The sequence below is a fragment of the Nosocomiicoccus ampullae genome, from assembly GCF_001696685.1.
Taxonomy (GTDB): domain Bacteria; phylum Bacillota; class Bacilli; order Staphylococcales; family Salinicoccaceae; genus Nosocomiicoccus; species Nosocomiicoccus ampullae_A.
Genome location: NZ_MBFG01000017.1, coordinates 24,504 through 40,551, shown reverse-complemented (window position 1 = coordinate 40,551; position 16,048 = coordinate 24,504). Strand labels below are relative to the sequence as shown.

The following is a 16,048-nucleotide window of genomic DNA, read 5'->3' as shown; positions in this document are numbered from 1 at the left end:
CGAAAGTGGCAATTAAAGGAACGACGATATTTGCAGTCAAGCATAAAGGTAAAATGGCGATGGCTGGTGACGGACAAGTTACTTTAGGTAACCAAGTCGTCATGAAACATACCGCGAGAAAAGTGAGACGTTTATATGAAGGAAAAGTTGTCGCTGGATTTGCAGGTAGTGTCGCTGATGCATTTACTTTATATGAAAAATTTGAAGCAAGACTATATGAGTATAACGGTCAACTTGAACGTGCAGCCGTAGAACTTGCGAAAGAGTGGCGTACAGATAAAATGCTCCGCCAACTTGAAGCGATGTTAATCGTTATGAATAAAGATACGATGTTAATCGTTTCAGGTACAGGTGAAGTCATCGAGCCAGACGATGGTATTTTATCGATTGGGTCTGGTGGGAACTTCGCACTCGCTGCAGGACGCGCGATGAAATTACACGGAGACGATTTAGATGCTGAGACGATTGCGCGTGACGCGTTAAAAATCGCTGCAGATATTTGTGTCTTTACAAATGATAATATTATCGTTGAAACGATAGATGCTGAATAGGAGGATATATATTGGCTAGTTTATCTCCAAGAGAAATTGTGTCAAAACTCGACGAAAACATCGTCGGACAATATGAAGCAAAGCGTAAAGTTGCGATAGCGATGAGAAATAGATATCGCCGTATGAAATTAAGTGATGAACTTAAACATGAAGTCATCCCGAAAAATATATTAATGATCGGACCAACAGGTGTCGGTAAAACAGAAGTCGCAAGACGCATGGCTAAAATTACCGGTGCACCGTTTACGAAAGTTGAAGCGACAAAGTATACAGAAGTCGGTTATGTCGGTCGTGACGTCGAGTCGATGGTGAGAGACTTAGTCGAGACGAGCGTAAAAATGGTGAAAGAAGAATTATTTAAAGGCGTTCGTGAAGAGGCGACGAAATTAGCGAACGAACGTTTAATAAAATTACTCGCACCAGGACGTTTTAAAGAACCGACGTTTAACAATCCGTTTGAAATGTTTTCAAATATGGGTAAAACAGAAGAACCAGTAGAAGAAGTTGATGACACTGTACGTGAAAAACGTCGTAACATCCGCCAGGATTTAGAAGACGGACGTTTAGAAGAGCGTGTCGTTGAAATCGAAGTCGAAGAGAAACAAATGTCGATGATGATGCCAGGTATGGACAATGGTATGGGCGATATGTTACAAAATATGATGCCGAAGAAAAAACGTAAAAAACGTCTGCCAGTAAAACATGCGCGTGAGCATTTAATTAGAGAAGAGTCTGAAGGGCTGATCGACACGGACCTCGTCTATGACCGAGCGATTGAACTCGCTGAAACGTTAGGGATTATCTTTATCGATGAGATGGATAAAATTGCGATGGGGTCAAATAGTCAAGCTGGAGTATCTCGTGAAGGGGTACAACGTGACATTTTACCAATCGTTGAAGGAAGTGTTGTTGAAACGAAATACGGACCGGTGAATACGGAACATATTTTATTTATCGGTGCTGGAGCGTTCCACGTTGCAAGACCGAGTGATTTAATTCCAGAGTTACAAGGGCGTTTCCCGATTCGTGTAGAACTCGATAAGTTAAAAGCAGAAGACTTTAAACGTATTTTAACTGAACCAAAACATTCATTATTAAAGCAATATGAAGCACTGCTTGAAACTGAAGGTGTGACGGTCAGTTATACCGATGAAGCGATCGAAGCACTCGCAAATATTGCGTACGACGTAAACTCTACGACGGATGATATCGGTGCAAGACGACTTCATACGATTATGGAAACTCTGCTTGAAGAGTTACTGTTTGAAGCGGATAATATGCACGGTGCACACGTTGAAATTACAGAGAAATACGTAAATGATAAGCTAGACACAATTAAGAGTAGTAAAAACTTAAGTCAATTTATTTTATAAAACGGAGGGCTATTCTATATGCCAACATTATTAGAAAGAGCGAGAGAAATTAATAAGCTCATTCAAGAAAACGTAAAATACGAAGCGTTAGCAGAAAAACTTAGTAGAATATTAGACTGTAACACGTTCATCGTCGCGAGTGATGCGAAGTTACTCGGTTACGGTACGTATCACGAAAGTTTCGATGAAAATAGTCGTATGCACGATTTTTTAGAAAATCGTGAGTTCCCTGAGTATTATATGAACCGTATTATGCGACTACGTGAAACAGAAGAGAATATCGACTTTAGTAATAAGTTAACGATCTTCCCAGAAGAAGTTGCTGAATATAGTAACTCAGAGACGTGCGTCATTCCAATTTTCGGTGGTGGAGATCGCCTTGGAACGCTCGTCGTCGGTAAAAAAGAAGAAAAATTTACCGAAGAAGATCTCGTCTTATGTGAGTACGCAAGTACTGTTGTAGGTATGGAAATGATGAACGAGCGTCAAAAAGAAGTTGAAAAAGAAGCGCGTGACAAAGCGAGCATCGCGATGGCAATCCGCTCATTATCATACTCTGAACGTGAAGCGATCGAACACATTTTTGAAGAGCTCGATGCGTTAGAAGGTTTACTCGTCGCGTCAAAAGTTGCGGATAGAGTCGGGATTACACGTTCAGTTATCGTAAACGCGTTAAGAAAGTTAGAAAGTGCAGGCGTTATTGAATCTCGTTCACTCGGTATGAAAGGGACGTTTATTCGCATTAAAAAGCCAGGATTCTTAAAAGAACTAGAAAAAGATATGTTTTAGTTGAAGCCCTGACTAAACTGTGCTATTATAATAAACGGCTATAAAGCCAATTACACACGTTTTAGCAAGGAGCTAACTGGTGCCGTAACGGTTGTTAGCTAGCGTTAAAGCGGAGGTAAAAACCAAGGAGGAAAATATTCATGGCAGTAATTAGTATGAAACAATTACTTGAAGCTGGTGTACATTTTGGACACCAAACACGCCGTTGGAACCCGAAGATGAAAAAATACATCTTCACGGAGCGTAACGGTATCTACATTATCGATTTACAACAAACAGTTAAGATGGTTGACGATGCGTACAACTTCATTAAAGAAGTTTCACGTGACGGCGGTAAAGTATTATTCGTCGGTACGAAAAAGCAAGCTCAAGATGCGATTAAAGAAGAAGCAGAGCGTGCAGGTCAACTTTACGTAAACCACAGATGGTTAGGTGGTATCTTAACAAACTTCGATACAATCAAAGGACGTATCGACAGAATTTCTGAAATCGAAAAAATGGAAGAAGACGGATTATTCGAAGTACTTCCTAAAAAAGAAGTTGCAGAAATCAATAAAGAATACGATCGTTTAATCAAATTCTTAGGTGGAATTCGTGAAATGACAGATATGCCTAAAGCATTATTCGTCGTAGATCCACGTAAAGAATCTATCGCGATCAACGAAGCTAAAATCTTAGGTATCCCAGTCGTTGCAATGGTTGACACTAACTGTGACCCAGACGAAGTGGACTACGTTATCCCTTCTAACGACGATGCGATTCGTGCGGTACGCTTAATGACATCTAAAATGGCTGACGCTGTATTAGAAGGTCAACAAGGTGTATCTAACGAAGATGTTGCAGCTGAACAAAACATCGACTTAACAGAAGAAGAATCAGCTGAAGAAGCATCAGAAACTGAAGAATAATAAACAATTTGGTGATAAGTACTTGTTATTTATCACCTTTTTTAAAACATAAATTGATTTTAAAGAATATGGAGGAACAATAATGGCTAAAATTACAGCTCAATTAGTTAAAGAATTACGTGAAAAAACTGGCGCAGGTATGATGGATTGTAAAAAAGCGTTACAAGAAACTGATGGTAACATCGAAGAAGCAATCCAATACCTACGTGAAAAAGGTATTGCTTCTGCTGGTAAAAAAGCAGACCGTATCGCTACTGAAGGTTTAATTGAAATCGCAGTAGACGGTAACGATGCAGCAATCGTTGAAATTAACGCTGAAACTGACTTCGTTGCACGTAACGAACAGTTCCAAAACTTAGTTAAGAAAATTGCTGAGCATATCGTTAAAACAAAACCAGCGAACTTAGAAGAGTTAAACGCTTCTGAATTAGATGGTCAATCAGTTGAGGAAGTTATGAAATCAGCAATTGCTACAATTGGTGAAAACATGAACATCCGTCGTTTTGAAGTTTTAACTAAGCCAGAAAATGGTGCATTCGGTGAGTACATCCACATGGGTGGTACGATCGGTGTGTTATCTGTAATTGAAGGTTCAACAGACGAAGCAATCGCTAAAGATGTTTCAATGCACGCTGCTGCATTAAATCCTCAATATGCAAAACAAGACGAAGTACCACAAGAAGAGTTAGATAAAGAGCGTGAAGTATTACGTAACCAAGCGCTTGAAGAAGGTAAACCAGAAAACATCGTTGATAAAATGGTTGAAGGAAGAATGCGTAAATTCTTAGAAGAAATCGTCATCGGTTCACAACCATTCGTTAAAGATAGTGACAAAACTGTCGATCAATTCTTAAAAGAAAACAACGCTGAACTCGTTACTTTCGTTCGTTTTGGACTAGGTGAAGGTTTAGAAAAACGTAATGAAGACTTTGCTGCAGAAGTTAAAGGCCAAATGGGTCAGTAATTAAAAAGACACTTCGGTGTCTTTTTTCTATATCAATATATATAACAGTTAAAAGGAATGAAAATCATGAGTTCTTCTAAATATGAACGCATCGTATTAAAACTTTCTGGTGAGGCACTTGCTGGTGGAGAAGGTGTCGGAATTAAACCGGATATCATTAAAAATATCGCAAAGCAAATTAAAGAAGCGAGAGAACTAGATGTAGAAATCGCTGTAATCGTCGGCGGTGGAAACATTTGGCGTGGTAAAACTGGAAGTGACTTAGGTATGGAACGTGGGAACGCAGACTATATCGGTATGCTCGCTACAGTAATGAACTCACTCGCGTTACAAGACAGTTTAGAACAATTAGGTGTTGATACACGCGTATTAACATCGATTGAAATGAAACAAATTGCAGAGCCGTATATTCGACGTCGTGCGATTCGTCACTTAGAAAAAGGACGCGTCGTTATATTTGCAGCAGGAATCGGTAACCCGTACTTCTCAACAGATACAACAGCAGCATTACGTGCAGCTGAAATAAATGCTGACGTTATCTTAATGGGTAAAAATAACGTAGACGGCGTATATTCAGCAGATCCAAAGCACGACGACACAGCGACAAAGTTCGAATCGCTTTCTTATCTCGACATGTTACAGAAGAACTTACAAGTGATGGACGCAACAGCAACATCGTTTTGTATGGACAACTCTATCCCACTTGTGGTATTTTCAATTACAGAAGAGGGCAATATCAAACGCGCAGTACTCGGCGAAGATATTGGTACAACGATAACAGATTAAAAGGGAGAAAATAATGGCTAACGACGTATTGAAACAAGCAGAAAAGAAAATGAACGACGCAATTGATGCGTTAAATCGTGAACTTGCAGGAATTCGTACAGCAACAGCAAACGCAAGTCTTTTAGACCGCGTGTACGTAAACTATTACGGTGCGGACACTCCGCTTCAACAACTTGCAAACATTCAAGTGCCAGAAGCGAGAATGTTAACAGTTACACCGTACGACAAAAGTTCAGTAGACGACGTGTTAAAAGCGATTCAATTAGCTGACTTAGGTGTGAACCCAACGTCAGATGGTACGATGATTCGTATTACAATTCCGCAACTAACAGAAGACAGACGTAAAGAATTAACAAAAGACGTTAAAAGCGTTGGTGAAAACTCTAAAGTCGTTATTCGTAACATCCGCCGTGATGCAAACGATACACTAAAGAAACAAGAGAAAGACTCTGAAATTAGTGAAGACGAATTACGTTCATTAGAAGAAGATGTTCAAGATTTAACAAATAAATTTGTGAACATCATCGACGAACGCGTAAAGGAAAAAGAAGCAGACATTATGGAAGTTTAAAAGTTTACAGGTAAGCATTCGCTTACCTGTATTTTTTAATGTTTCTTATGTTAAAATAGATTAATATGTACAGTCTGTACGTTTTTTAATTTTAACTCGGAGGCTACTTATGTTTAATGAGAAAAACTCGACCGATATAAATGGTCCAAACCATGTAGCGATTATCATGGATGGAAACGGCAGATACGCTAAAAGCCTTGGATTACCTCGAGTAAAAGGGCACGAACAAGGCATGGAGACTGTTCGTCGAATAGTTGTAGCTGCGAATCAATTAAATATAAAGTATTTAACGCTATATGCATTTTCTACAGAGAACTGGTCACGCCCACAAAGTGAAGTATCATTTTTGATGAAACTTCCTGGAATTTTTATGAACAAATTCTTACCAGAATTGATGAGAGAAAATGTAAAAGTAGAGACGATCGGTGAATTTGATGAATTACCTTTACATACTAAAAAAGCCGTCTCTTATGCGGTCAATAAAACAAAAAACAATACGGGTTTAACGTTAATTTTTGCGCTGAATTACGGTGGTAGAAATGAAATTGTACGCGCTGTAAAAAATATCGCAAAAGACGTAGAAAGTGGGACTATAGAGTCATCAAATATTACTGACGAAACGTTTAGCACGTATTTATATACAAAAGACTATCCGGATCCGGAATTACTCATTCGTACGAGTGGGGAATATCGAATAAGTAACTTTTTATTATGGCAAATTTCGTATAGTGAATTATATTTTACAGATACGTATTGGCCGGAATTATCTGTTGAAGAGTTCAATTCGATTATAGAAAGTTATTGTAAAAGAGACCGAAGATTTGGTGGGTTAAAGGAGGAACGTCACGATGAAAACTAGAGTTATTACAGCAGTTGTCGCGTTACTCATATTTTTACCTCTTGTAATCTACGGCGGTATTCCATTTTTAGCGCTCGTTTACTTAATGTCTTTTGTCGCTTTATACGAAATCTTAAAAATGAATCGAATTCATATTTTCAGTGTGCCGGGTATTATGTCAATTCTCGCGTTGTTTTTAATCCTCGGACCAAATTCGACATTTTTACCAACAGTTGAAGCGTACCGTTTAAATTTACTCATCGGTATTGCGCTCGTTATGTTGTCGTTTACTGTTATATCTAATAACCGATTCTCGTTTGTCGACATGGGATTTTGTGTCATGAGTGTCGCTTATATCGGTATTGGATTTATGTATGCATATGAAACGAGAAATGCTGGTTTGATTTATTTAATGTACGGACTTTTAATCGTATGGACGACAGATACAGGTGCGTATTTATTTGGACGCGCCATTGGTAAGCGAAAATTATGGCCGCGTATCTCACCAAATAAAACGATAGAAGGTGCGCTCGGTGGGCTATTTAGTGCTGCAGTTCTTGCAGTAATATTTTCACTGACGGGTCTTTTAGATAACAATATGTTTTCACTCATCGTTTTAACGGTGATTTTAAGTGCATTTGGTCAAATGGGAGATCTCGTTGAATCTGCATTAAAGAGACATTTTGACGTCAAAGATTCAGGGACAATTTTACCTGGCCACGGTGGTATTCTAGACAGATTCGATAGTTTTATATTCGTTCTACCGTTAATGAATATACTACCGATAATTATTTAGAAGGTGACTTTATGAAAAAAATATCGATATTAGGTGTGACGGGGTCAATTGGAACTCAAACACTAGACGTCATAAGGTATAATAGTGATAAGTTTTCTGTAGAAGCAATTTCTGCAGGTCGAAATATCGAGATGTTAAGGCAAATTATTACAGAGTTTAAACCGAAACTCGTATCAGTCATGGACGAACGAGATGCGACATCTTTAAAAGGTGAGTTTACAGATGTGACATTTACGTACGGAAATGATGGTCTAGTAGACGTTGCGACATATGACGCGGATATATTAGTGACTGCGATATTAGGAAGTGTCGGACTCGTTCCGACGTTACGCGCAATTGAAAAGGGGCGTAAAATCGCTTTAGCTAACAAGGAAACACTCGTCGCAGCAGGTGACATCGTCATGAACCATGCGAAACAGTACGGTGCAGAAATTATTCCTGTCGATAGTGAACATTCTGCGATTTTTCAATGTTTAAATGGTGAAAAACTCTCTCAAGTTCGTCAGCTCATTATTACTGCGTCAGGCGGAAGTTTTAGAGATTTAACACGTGAAGAGTTAAAACACGTCACGAAAAAAGATGCGTTAAACCATCCGAACTGGTCGATGGGTCAAAAGATTACGATTGACAGCGCAACGATGATGAATAAAGGTTTAGAAGTAATCGAAGCACATCACTTATTTAATATGCCAATCGATAAAATTAAAACGCTAATTCATCGTGAAAGTATTATACACTCGATGGTTGAGTTTACGGACAATAGTATAATCGCTCAACTTGGAAATAGTGATATGCGTACAGCGATTCAATACGCGATGACGTATCCAGACCGTATTTATAAAGACAATCCACTGGATATCAATACGTTATCGACATTAAATTTTGAACCGATGGACTTTAAGCGATTTAAAATGATTCAACTTGCGTATGAAGCGTTAAAAGTCGGTGGAACGATGCCAGCGGTTATGAACGCAGCGAATGAGTATGCGGTGAACAAATTTTTAAACGATGAAATTACATTTTTAGAAATAGAAGATATCGTTGAATCGAGAATGGCACACCATGAGGTTGTACAAAATCCAGACCTCGAAACGATATTACATTACGATAAGTTATATAAGTCAGACTGGAGGGTTTAACTGTTGGTAGGTATTTTATCTTTTATAGTCGTATTTGGAGTACTCGTTACAGTACATGAACTCGGTCACTTATACTTTGCAAAACGTGCAGGTATCTATTGTCCGGAGTTTGCGATTGGAATGGGACCAAAACTATTTTCATACAGCCATAACGACACGTTATATACAATTCGTTTATTACCAGTCGGAGGATACGTTCGTATGGCAAGTGCGGATATGGAAGTGAACCCTTTAAACAAAGGGATGAGTATCGCACTAAAATTAAACGATTCAAACGAAATTACACACGTATTATTAGATGATAAACATAATTTTAACGACATCGAAGCGGTTGAAGTTATCGACAACGATTTTGTTGAGAAAATGACAGTGACAGCGAATCGCTATAGCGATAATAATGTCGTCACGTACACGCTCGCAAAAACAGCGTATTTAGTTGAAAACGGACAATTAGAACGTATCGCAAGCTACGATGAACGTTTTGAGTCAAAGACGCCGTGGCAACGATTTTTAACATTGTTTGCAGGACCATTATTTAACTTCTTACTCGCATTTGTGTTATTTATCTTTTTAGCTTATGTTGTTGGTAAAACAGTCGACACACCGATTGTTGGTGAAGTATCTGAAGGGTCTCCAGCAGAAAAAGCTGGAATTGTCGTCGGTGACGAAGTGAAAGAAGTCAACGGTCAAGTCGTCAGTGACTGGACAGAAATGACACAAACGATCGCAGCAAACGGTGGAGAAGATAAACCGATTACGTTTACAGTTGAAAACGATGGTAACGTCCGTGAAGTTGACATCGTGCCGATGATTGAAGAGACAGAGACTCCAACTGGTGACGTTGAGAAACGATTAATTATCGGTGTGCGTCAAATGATGGCAGAACCTAAAAATATTTTCGAACCGATTCTTTGGGGTACTGAAAGAATGATTGAAGTGAGTACGATGTTACTCACGCTACTCGGTCAACTGTTCTTATCGATATTCCAAGGTGAGTTTACATTTGATATGTTAAACGGACCTGTCGGTATTTATAAAGTGACAGAATCCGTCGCGCAGCTCGGCATTATAAGTTTAATCGCATTTACTGCGATGATTAGTGTAAACTTAGGGGTAATGAACTTATTACCAATTCCAGCACTCGACGGTGGAAGAATATTATTCGTCTTATACGAAGCGATATTTAGAAAGCCGGTAAATAAAAAAGTTGCAATGAATATTCAAATTGCAGGTGTATTATTCGTTATAATGATTATGATCTTAGTGACATGGAACGACATCAAAGTATTTTTCTTAGGGGGATAATTGAATGAGACAATCAAAAATGTTTATACCAACGCAGCGTGAAGTTCCAGCTTCAGCTGAAAGTTTAAGTCACCAGTTAATGTTAAAGTCAGGAATGATTAAACAACTCGCGCGCGGGGTGTATACGTACTTACCAATTACAAAACTCGTACTACAAAACATCGAAAACATCGTACGTGAAGAAATGAACCGTATCGATGGAAACGAAGTTCAAATGCCAGTACTCGCACCGAGAGAATTGTGGGAAGAGTCTGGCCGCTGGGAGAAATATGGTAAAGAATTAATGCGTTTAAAAGACCGTCACGATAGAGACTTTTTACTTGGACCAACTCATGAAGAAGTCGTCGTGGACTTAGTGAGAGACGAGTTACGTAGTTATAAACGTCTACCACTCACGATTTACCAAATCCAAACGAAATTCCGTGACGAACTACGCCCACGCTTTGGATTATTACGTGGAAGAGAATTCATTATGAAAGATGCGTATTCGTTCCACATCGACCAAGAGTCACTGTCTAAAACGTATCAAGATATGTACAATGCGTATGAAAAAATATTTACACGTTTCGGTTTAGATTTTAGAGCAGTTGAAGCAGATAGTGGTGCAATTGGTGGTTCACACACTCACGAATTTATGGCGCTATCTGAAATTGGTGAAGATACGATTGTATTCAGTGAAAATAGTGATTATGCTGCAAACATCGAAAAAGCAGCGTGCTTACGTCCTGAAGAAAAAAGCAATGATGTAGAAAAAGATATCGAAAAAGTAGATACACCGAACGTAAAATCATGTAGTGAACTTGCTGATTTACTCGGTATTGATCTAAAAGAAACGACGAAAACGATGGTCGTTAACGTCGACGGTGAATTTAAAATGATCGTACTTCGTGGTGATCACGAGTTAAATACGATTAAATTAAAATCATTCTTTAACTCAAGTACAGAGCCAGAGCTTGCAGATCAATCAGATATTTTAGAAATTTTCAATGCACACCCAGGATCACTCGGACCAGTTAACAGTAAAATTCCTGTATATATCGATTATCAAGTAGAAGTGATGAAGAACTTCCCAGTTGGTGCGAATGAAGATAACTATCACTTTATCAACGTGAACTTAAAAGACGTTGAGGTTGAAGACTTCGGAGATTTTAGATTCATTACTGAAGGTGAAATGGCACCAGATGGTAGCGGACCAGTGAAGTTTAGAGAAGGTATCGAAGTTGGACAAGTGTTCGAGCTAGGTACTGAATACAGTGAAGCATTAAATTTAACAGTGCTAAACGAACGTGGCCAAAGTGTTCCAGTTTTAATGGGATGTTACGGTATCGGTATTTCAAGAGCTTTATCAGCAATCATTGAAAAATACCACGACGAAAATGGAATTATGTGGCCGAAATCTGTCACTCCTTTTGACGTACACATCGTCATGATGAACGTTAAAAAAGAAGAGTTCGTAAATCCAGCAGAAGAATTATACGACTCACTATCTAAACAATATAAAGTATTACTCGATGACCGAGATGAGCGCGCGGGCGTTAAATTTAACGACTCAGACTTAATCGGTATTCCAGTAAGAGTTGTCGTCGGACGTGGTATTAAAGACGATGTCGTTGAAGTGAAATTTAGAAATAGTGACGAAACGCACGACGTTAAATTAGAAGACTTAGAATCATTTATAAACGAACATTATAACTAACAATACTACAGCGTAAATCGAGAGATTTACGCTTCTTTTTGGAGAGATGCTTTGTGGATTACAACCGGCAATTTAACATACTCTTACAACAGGCAAATATAGAAGACAATGAACAGTTAACTGGCGGAGAACTTAGAAAAGTAATCGTCGACGACAAGACGCGTGAATGGGAGTTTCATATACATTTTGAGACGCTGATCGATTACGCGGTATTTGCGTTTTTAAAGCAAAAAGTCGAAGAGACGTTTCGAAATATCGCAACGGTTCGCTTAAGAGTACATGCTAATGAATTCAAAGAGCGAGACATTTACGAGTATTTAAAAGAAGCGCTAGAAAATATCGAAGTGACTGAAAACTTTAAGCGCCAAATTAACAATTCGAAAATTATGTATAACGACGACACTTTAAAATTTAGTTTTACGAGTGACGTTACTAAAGAATATTTTGAACGAAAAATTAAAAACAATTTAATTTTAGAATATCGTTCATATGGCATCCTCATCTCAGACATCGTGGCAGATGTAGATTTTGATGCACAAACTAAAAACGATGAAAAACTCGATCAAAAAATTACGAATCATACAGAAAAATTATTAGAACAACATAAAAAAGAGAAAGAAAAAGAAGTATCGAAGCCTAAAGAAATCGTTAAGCAAATCGGTAAAAAACTTACGTTTGATGGCGTAAGAAAGATGTATACGATCGAAGATGAAGAATATAACGTCCGATTAGAAGGTGTAATTTTCAGTAAAGACGTGATACATACACGTACTGGGAAGCAAATTTTAAATATGAAAATTACCGACTACACGGATAGCATTCAAGTGAAACGTTTCGGTAACAAAGAAGAAGAAACTAACGTATTCGAAGCGCTGAATAAAGGGGACTGGGTAATCGTCGAAGGAAATATTGAGTACGATGACTTCGCAAAAGACCTTGTCATGAATTTACGTGCGTTAACGATTACTAAACCACCTAAACATGAAGATGAAAGTGAAGAGAAGCGTGTCGAACTTCATCTTCATACGATGATGAGTGCGATGGACGGTGTGACGACAATAGAAGATTATATTGACCGCGCGGTTGAATACGGACATCCTGCACTTGCTATAACAGACCATAACAACGTTCAAGCATTCCCGAACGCATATAACTATGCTAAAAGTAAAGGTTTAAAAATGCTCTTTGGTATGGAAGCAAACATCGTCGAAGATAGTGCGAAACTCGCATTTAAAGATAGTCCAGTGCGTTTAGAAGACGCGACGTACGTCGTATTTGACGTTGAGACGACAGGGTTATCTAGTAGATACGATAAAATTATCGAACTCGCAGCAGTTAAAGTACATAACGGTGAAATCATCGACCGTTATGAAAGCTTTATTAATCCGCATGAACCGTTATCAGAGGTCATTAAAAACTTAACAGGTATTACAGATTCGATGTTAGAAAACGAACGTGAATTTGAAGATGTTCTCCCTGAATTTAGAGAGTGGGTCGGGGATGCGATATATGTCGCACATAACGCGACGTTTGACATGGGCTTCATTGATACGGCGTTCACTAAGCTTGGGTTTGGTCCGTCAGATAACCCTGTCATCGACACGCTTGAGATTACGCGAGTACTCAATAAAGACTTAAAACGTCATAACTTAGCAGCGCTCGCAAAACATTATAACGTCGAACTCGTCAGTCACCATAGAGCAATCTACGACGCAGAAGCGACAGGTTTTATATTTATAAAGATGTTAGCGCAGTTAAAGAATGCGGGCATTGCCACACATCAGGATATTAATACGCTCGCTAGAGATGATGCGTTTAAGTTAAGTAAACCGAGCCACGCGACAATTTTAGTTAAAAACCAAATCGGTTTAAAAAACTTATTTAAAATTGTTTCAGATAGTTTAACAGATAGTTTTTACCAAGTGCCCCGCGTGAGAAAGCACTTTTTAGACGCTCACCGTGAAGGGTTAATTATCGGAAGTGCGTGTGATAACGGAGAAGTGTTTCGAACGTTATTAGAAAAGTCATATGACGCGGCACTTAAAAAAGCACGTTACTATGACTATTTAGAAGTGTTCCCAAAAGACTTATATGTTCATCTTTATGAACGCGAGCTCATTCGAGATGACGATATGTACGAAGAACTCATTCATAACATGATTAAAATCGGTGACGAGTTATCGATTCCAGTCGTCGCGACAGGAAACGTTCATTATCTCGATAAAAAAGATAAAATTCGTCGCGAAATTATCATTAAAGGAAACCCCGGGAACCCGTTATCCCGCCAAACGTTACCAGATGCTCATTTTAGAACGACAACTGAAATGCTAGAAAACTTCGCCTTTTTAGGTGACGAACTTTCACGAAAGATTGTCATTGAAAATACGAACGAAATTAGTCGTTCAATCGACGAAGTCGAAGTTATTAAAAACGGATTATTCACACCAGAAATTAAAAATGCGAACGAAGAAGTTAAAGAGTTAACGTATTCAACAGCAAAAGAGATTTACGGTGATCCATTACCAGAAATCATCGAAGCACGTTTAGAAAAAGAGTTAAACAGTATTATCTCAAACGGATTTGGCGTCGTGTACTTAATCTCACAAAAGCTCGTTAAAAAATCACTCGATGACGGCTACTTAGTAGGGAGTCGTGGTTCAGTTGGTTCAAGTTTAGTCGCGACGATGATGGGGATTACTGAAGTTAACCCGATGCCGCCGCACTATATTTGTCCGAAGTGTAAGCATAGTGAGTTTTTCGACGATGGTAAATATAACTCAGGATTTGACTTACCTGACAAAAAGTGCGAGAAGTGTGACGTCGAGTTTATTAAAGAAGGTCAGGATATTCCGTTTGAAACGTTTTTAGGATTTAAAGGGGATAAAGTTCCAGATATCGATTTAAACTTTAGTGGAGAATATCAAGCGACAGCACATAACTACACGAAAGAACTATTCGGTGTAGACTACGTCTACCGTGCAGGAACGATTTCTACACTCGCAGATAAGACTGCATTCGGATACGTGAATGGATATATGAATGATCACGGACTTCATAAACGTAAAGCAGAAATCGATAGACTATCAAGCGAAAGTGAAGGGATTAAACGTACGACAGGTCAGCACCCAGGGGGAATCATCGTTATCCCGGATTCTATGGACGTCTTTGATTTTACGCCAATTCAATATCCAGCAGACGATACGTCGAGTGAATGGCGTACGACACACTTTGACTTCCATAGTATCGACGAAAACGTCTTAAAACTCGATATCCTTGGTCACGTTGATCCGACGATGATTCGTATGCTCGAAGATTTAACAGGCGTGGATCCGAAGACGATTCGAATCGACGACGAAGATACGATGAAACTATTTGAAGGTCCAGAAGTACTCGGTGTAAGTCGAGATGACATTATGAGTAACACTGGAACGTACGGCGTACCTGAATTCGGAACACCTTTTGTTCGTGAAATGTTAGAAGATACAAAACCAAATACATTTGGTGAGCTCGTTCAAATCTCGGGATTATCACACGGTACAGACGTTTGGCTAGGAAATGCGCAGGATTTAATCCGAAAAGGAATTTGTGACATTTCAACAGTTATCGGGTGTCGTGACGATATAATGGTTACTTTAATGTATAAAGGACTCGAGCCGAGTTTAGCGTTTAAAATTATGGAGAGTGTACGTAAAGGACGCGGACTTCAACCAGAGTGGATTGAAGCGATGAAAGCAAATGGGGTAGAAGATTGGTATATCGATTCTTGCTTAAAAATTAAGTACATGTTCCCGAAAGCTCACGCAGCAGCGTACGTTCTTATGGCAGTAAGAATTGCGTACTTTAAAGTGCATTATCCTAAAGAATATTACGCGACATATTTAAGTGTACGTGCGGCTGACTTTGATTTAATGACGATGACAAAAGACAAGTCGACAATTCGTACGCGCGTAAAAGAGATGAAAGACAACTACAATGAGTTAACGAAAAAAGAAAAAGACTTATTAATCGTTTTAGAAATTGTGAATGAGATGAGACATCGTGATATTAATATGTTACCGGTCAATATCGAAAAATCTCATCCAGAGCACTTCATTATAGAAGGCGATGCTTTAATCCCACCGTTTACTGCAGTACCAGGACTCGGGCTAAGTGTTGCAAGAAATATTGCTGAAGTGAGAAAACATGACCACTTTATAAGTAAAGAAGATTTAAATAAAAAAGCTGGAGTATCCCAAAAAGTGATCGATTATTTAACAGAACTTGGAAGTTTAGATCATTTACCAGATAAAGCACAGCTTTCTATATTCGACTTATAAATAATGATGTGTTATA

At 38.7% G+C, this 16,048-nt stretch carries 13 protein-coding genes; all 13 read left to right on the top strand.

Going from position 1 to position 16,048, the window contains the following annotated elements; all coding sequences use genetic code 11:
* Nucleotides 1-5: 5 nt before the first annotated feature.
* The 13 genes from hslV (at nt 6) to BBS29_RS06780 (ending at nt 16,032) form a co-directional block, all read left to right on the top strand.
* Nucleotides 6-551, top strand: a complete 546-nt coding sequence (hslV, locus tag BBS29_RS06840; protein ID WP_040929147.1) for an ATP-dependent protease subunit HslV — start codon at nt 6-8, stop codon at nt 549-551.
* Nucleotides 552-559: 8 nt separating this feature from the next.
* Nucleotides 560-1,924, top strand: coding sequence for an ATP-dependent protease ATPase subunit HslU (gene hslU / locus BBS29_RS06835; protein WP_068130506.1), 1,365 nt, complete (start codon nt 560-562; stop codon nt 1,922-1,924).
* A gap of 18 nt (nt 1,925-1,942) precedes the next feature.
* On the top strand, nt 1,943-2,713 hold the full coding sequence (codY, locus tag BBS29_RS06830) for a GTP-sensing pleiotropic transcriptional regulator CodY (protein ID WP_068130502.1): 771 nt from the start codon (nt 1,943-1,945) through the stop codon (nt 2,711-2,713).
* A gap of 140 nt (nt 2,714-2,853) precedes the next feature.
* Nucleotides 2,854-3,621, top strand: coding sequence for a 30S ribosomal protein S2 (rpsB, locus tag BBS29_RS06825; RefSeq protein ID WP_040929145.1), 768 nt, complete (start codon nt 2,854-2,856; stop codon nt 3,619-3,621).
* An 82-nt stretch (nt 3,622-3,703) separates the two neighbouring features.
* Nucleotides 3,704-4,585, top strand: a complete 882-nt coding sequence (tsf, locus tag BBS29_RS06820; RefSeq protein WP_068130499.1) for a translation elongation factor Ts — start codon at nt 3,704-3,706, stop codon at nt 4,583-4,585.
* A gap of 63 nt (nt 4,586-4,648) precedes the next feature.
* A complete protein-coding gene (pyrH, locus tag BBS29_RS06815; protein ID WP_143861275.1) occupies nt 4,649-5,371 on the top strand; it encodes a UMP kinase in 723 nt (240 codons plus the stop codon).
* Nucleotides 5,372-5,384: 13 nt separating this feature from the next.
* A complete protein-coding gene (gene frr, locus BBS29_RS06810) occupies nt 5,385-5,942 on the top strand; it encodes a ribosome recycling factor (protein ID WP_068130493.1) in 558 nt (185 codons plus the stop codon).
* Nucleotides 5,943-6,051: 109 nt separating this feature from the next.
* The gene (locus BBS29_RS06805; protein WP_068130491.1) at nt 6,052-6,801 is read left to right on the top strand and encodes an isoprenyl transferase; all 750 of its coding nucleotides are present in this window, start codon (nt 6,052-6,054) and stop codon (nt 6,799-6,801) included.
* Nucleotides 6,791-7,576, top strand: a complete 786-nt coding sequence (locus tag BBS29_RS06800; RefSeq protein WP_068130488.1) for a phosphatidate cytidylyltransferase — start codon at nt 6,791-6,793, stop codon at nt 7,574-7,576. The genes BBS29_RS06805 and BBS29_RS06800 overlap by 11 nt, the downstream gene beginning before the upstream one ends.
* A gap of 11 nt (nt 7,577-7,587) precedes the next feature.
* On the top strand, nt 7,588-8,715 hold the full coding sequence (gene dxr, locus BBS29_RS06795) for a 1-deoxy-D-xylulose-5-phosphate reductoisomerase (RefSeq protein WP_068130485.1): 1,128 nt from the start codon (nt 7,588-7,590) through the stop codon (nt 8,713-8,715).
* A complete protein-coding gene (rseP, locus tag BBS29_RS06790; protein ID WP_068130482.1) occupies nt 8,716-10,020 on the top strand; it encodes an RIP metalloprotease RseP in 1,305 nt (434 codons plus the stop codon).
* 4 nt (nt 10,021-10,024) lie between these two features.
* Nucleotides 10,025-11,716, top strand: coding sequence for a proline--tRNA ligase (locus BBS29_RS06785; RefSeq protein WP_068130480.1), 1,692 nt, complete (start codon nt 10,025-10,027; stop codon nt 11,714-11,716).
* A 53-nt stretch (nt 11,717-11,769) separates the two neighbouring features.
* The gene (locus tag BBS29_RS06780) at nt 11,770-16,032 is read left to right on the top strand and encodes a PolC-type DNA polymerase III (protein ID WP_068130478.1); all 4,263 of its coding nucleotides are present in this window, start codon (nt 11,770-11,772) and stop codon (nt 16,030-16,032) included.
* Nucleotides 16,033-16,048 lie beyond the last annotated feature (16 nt).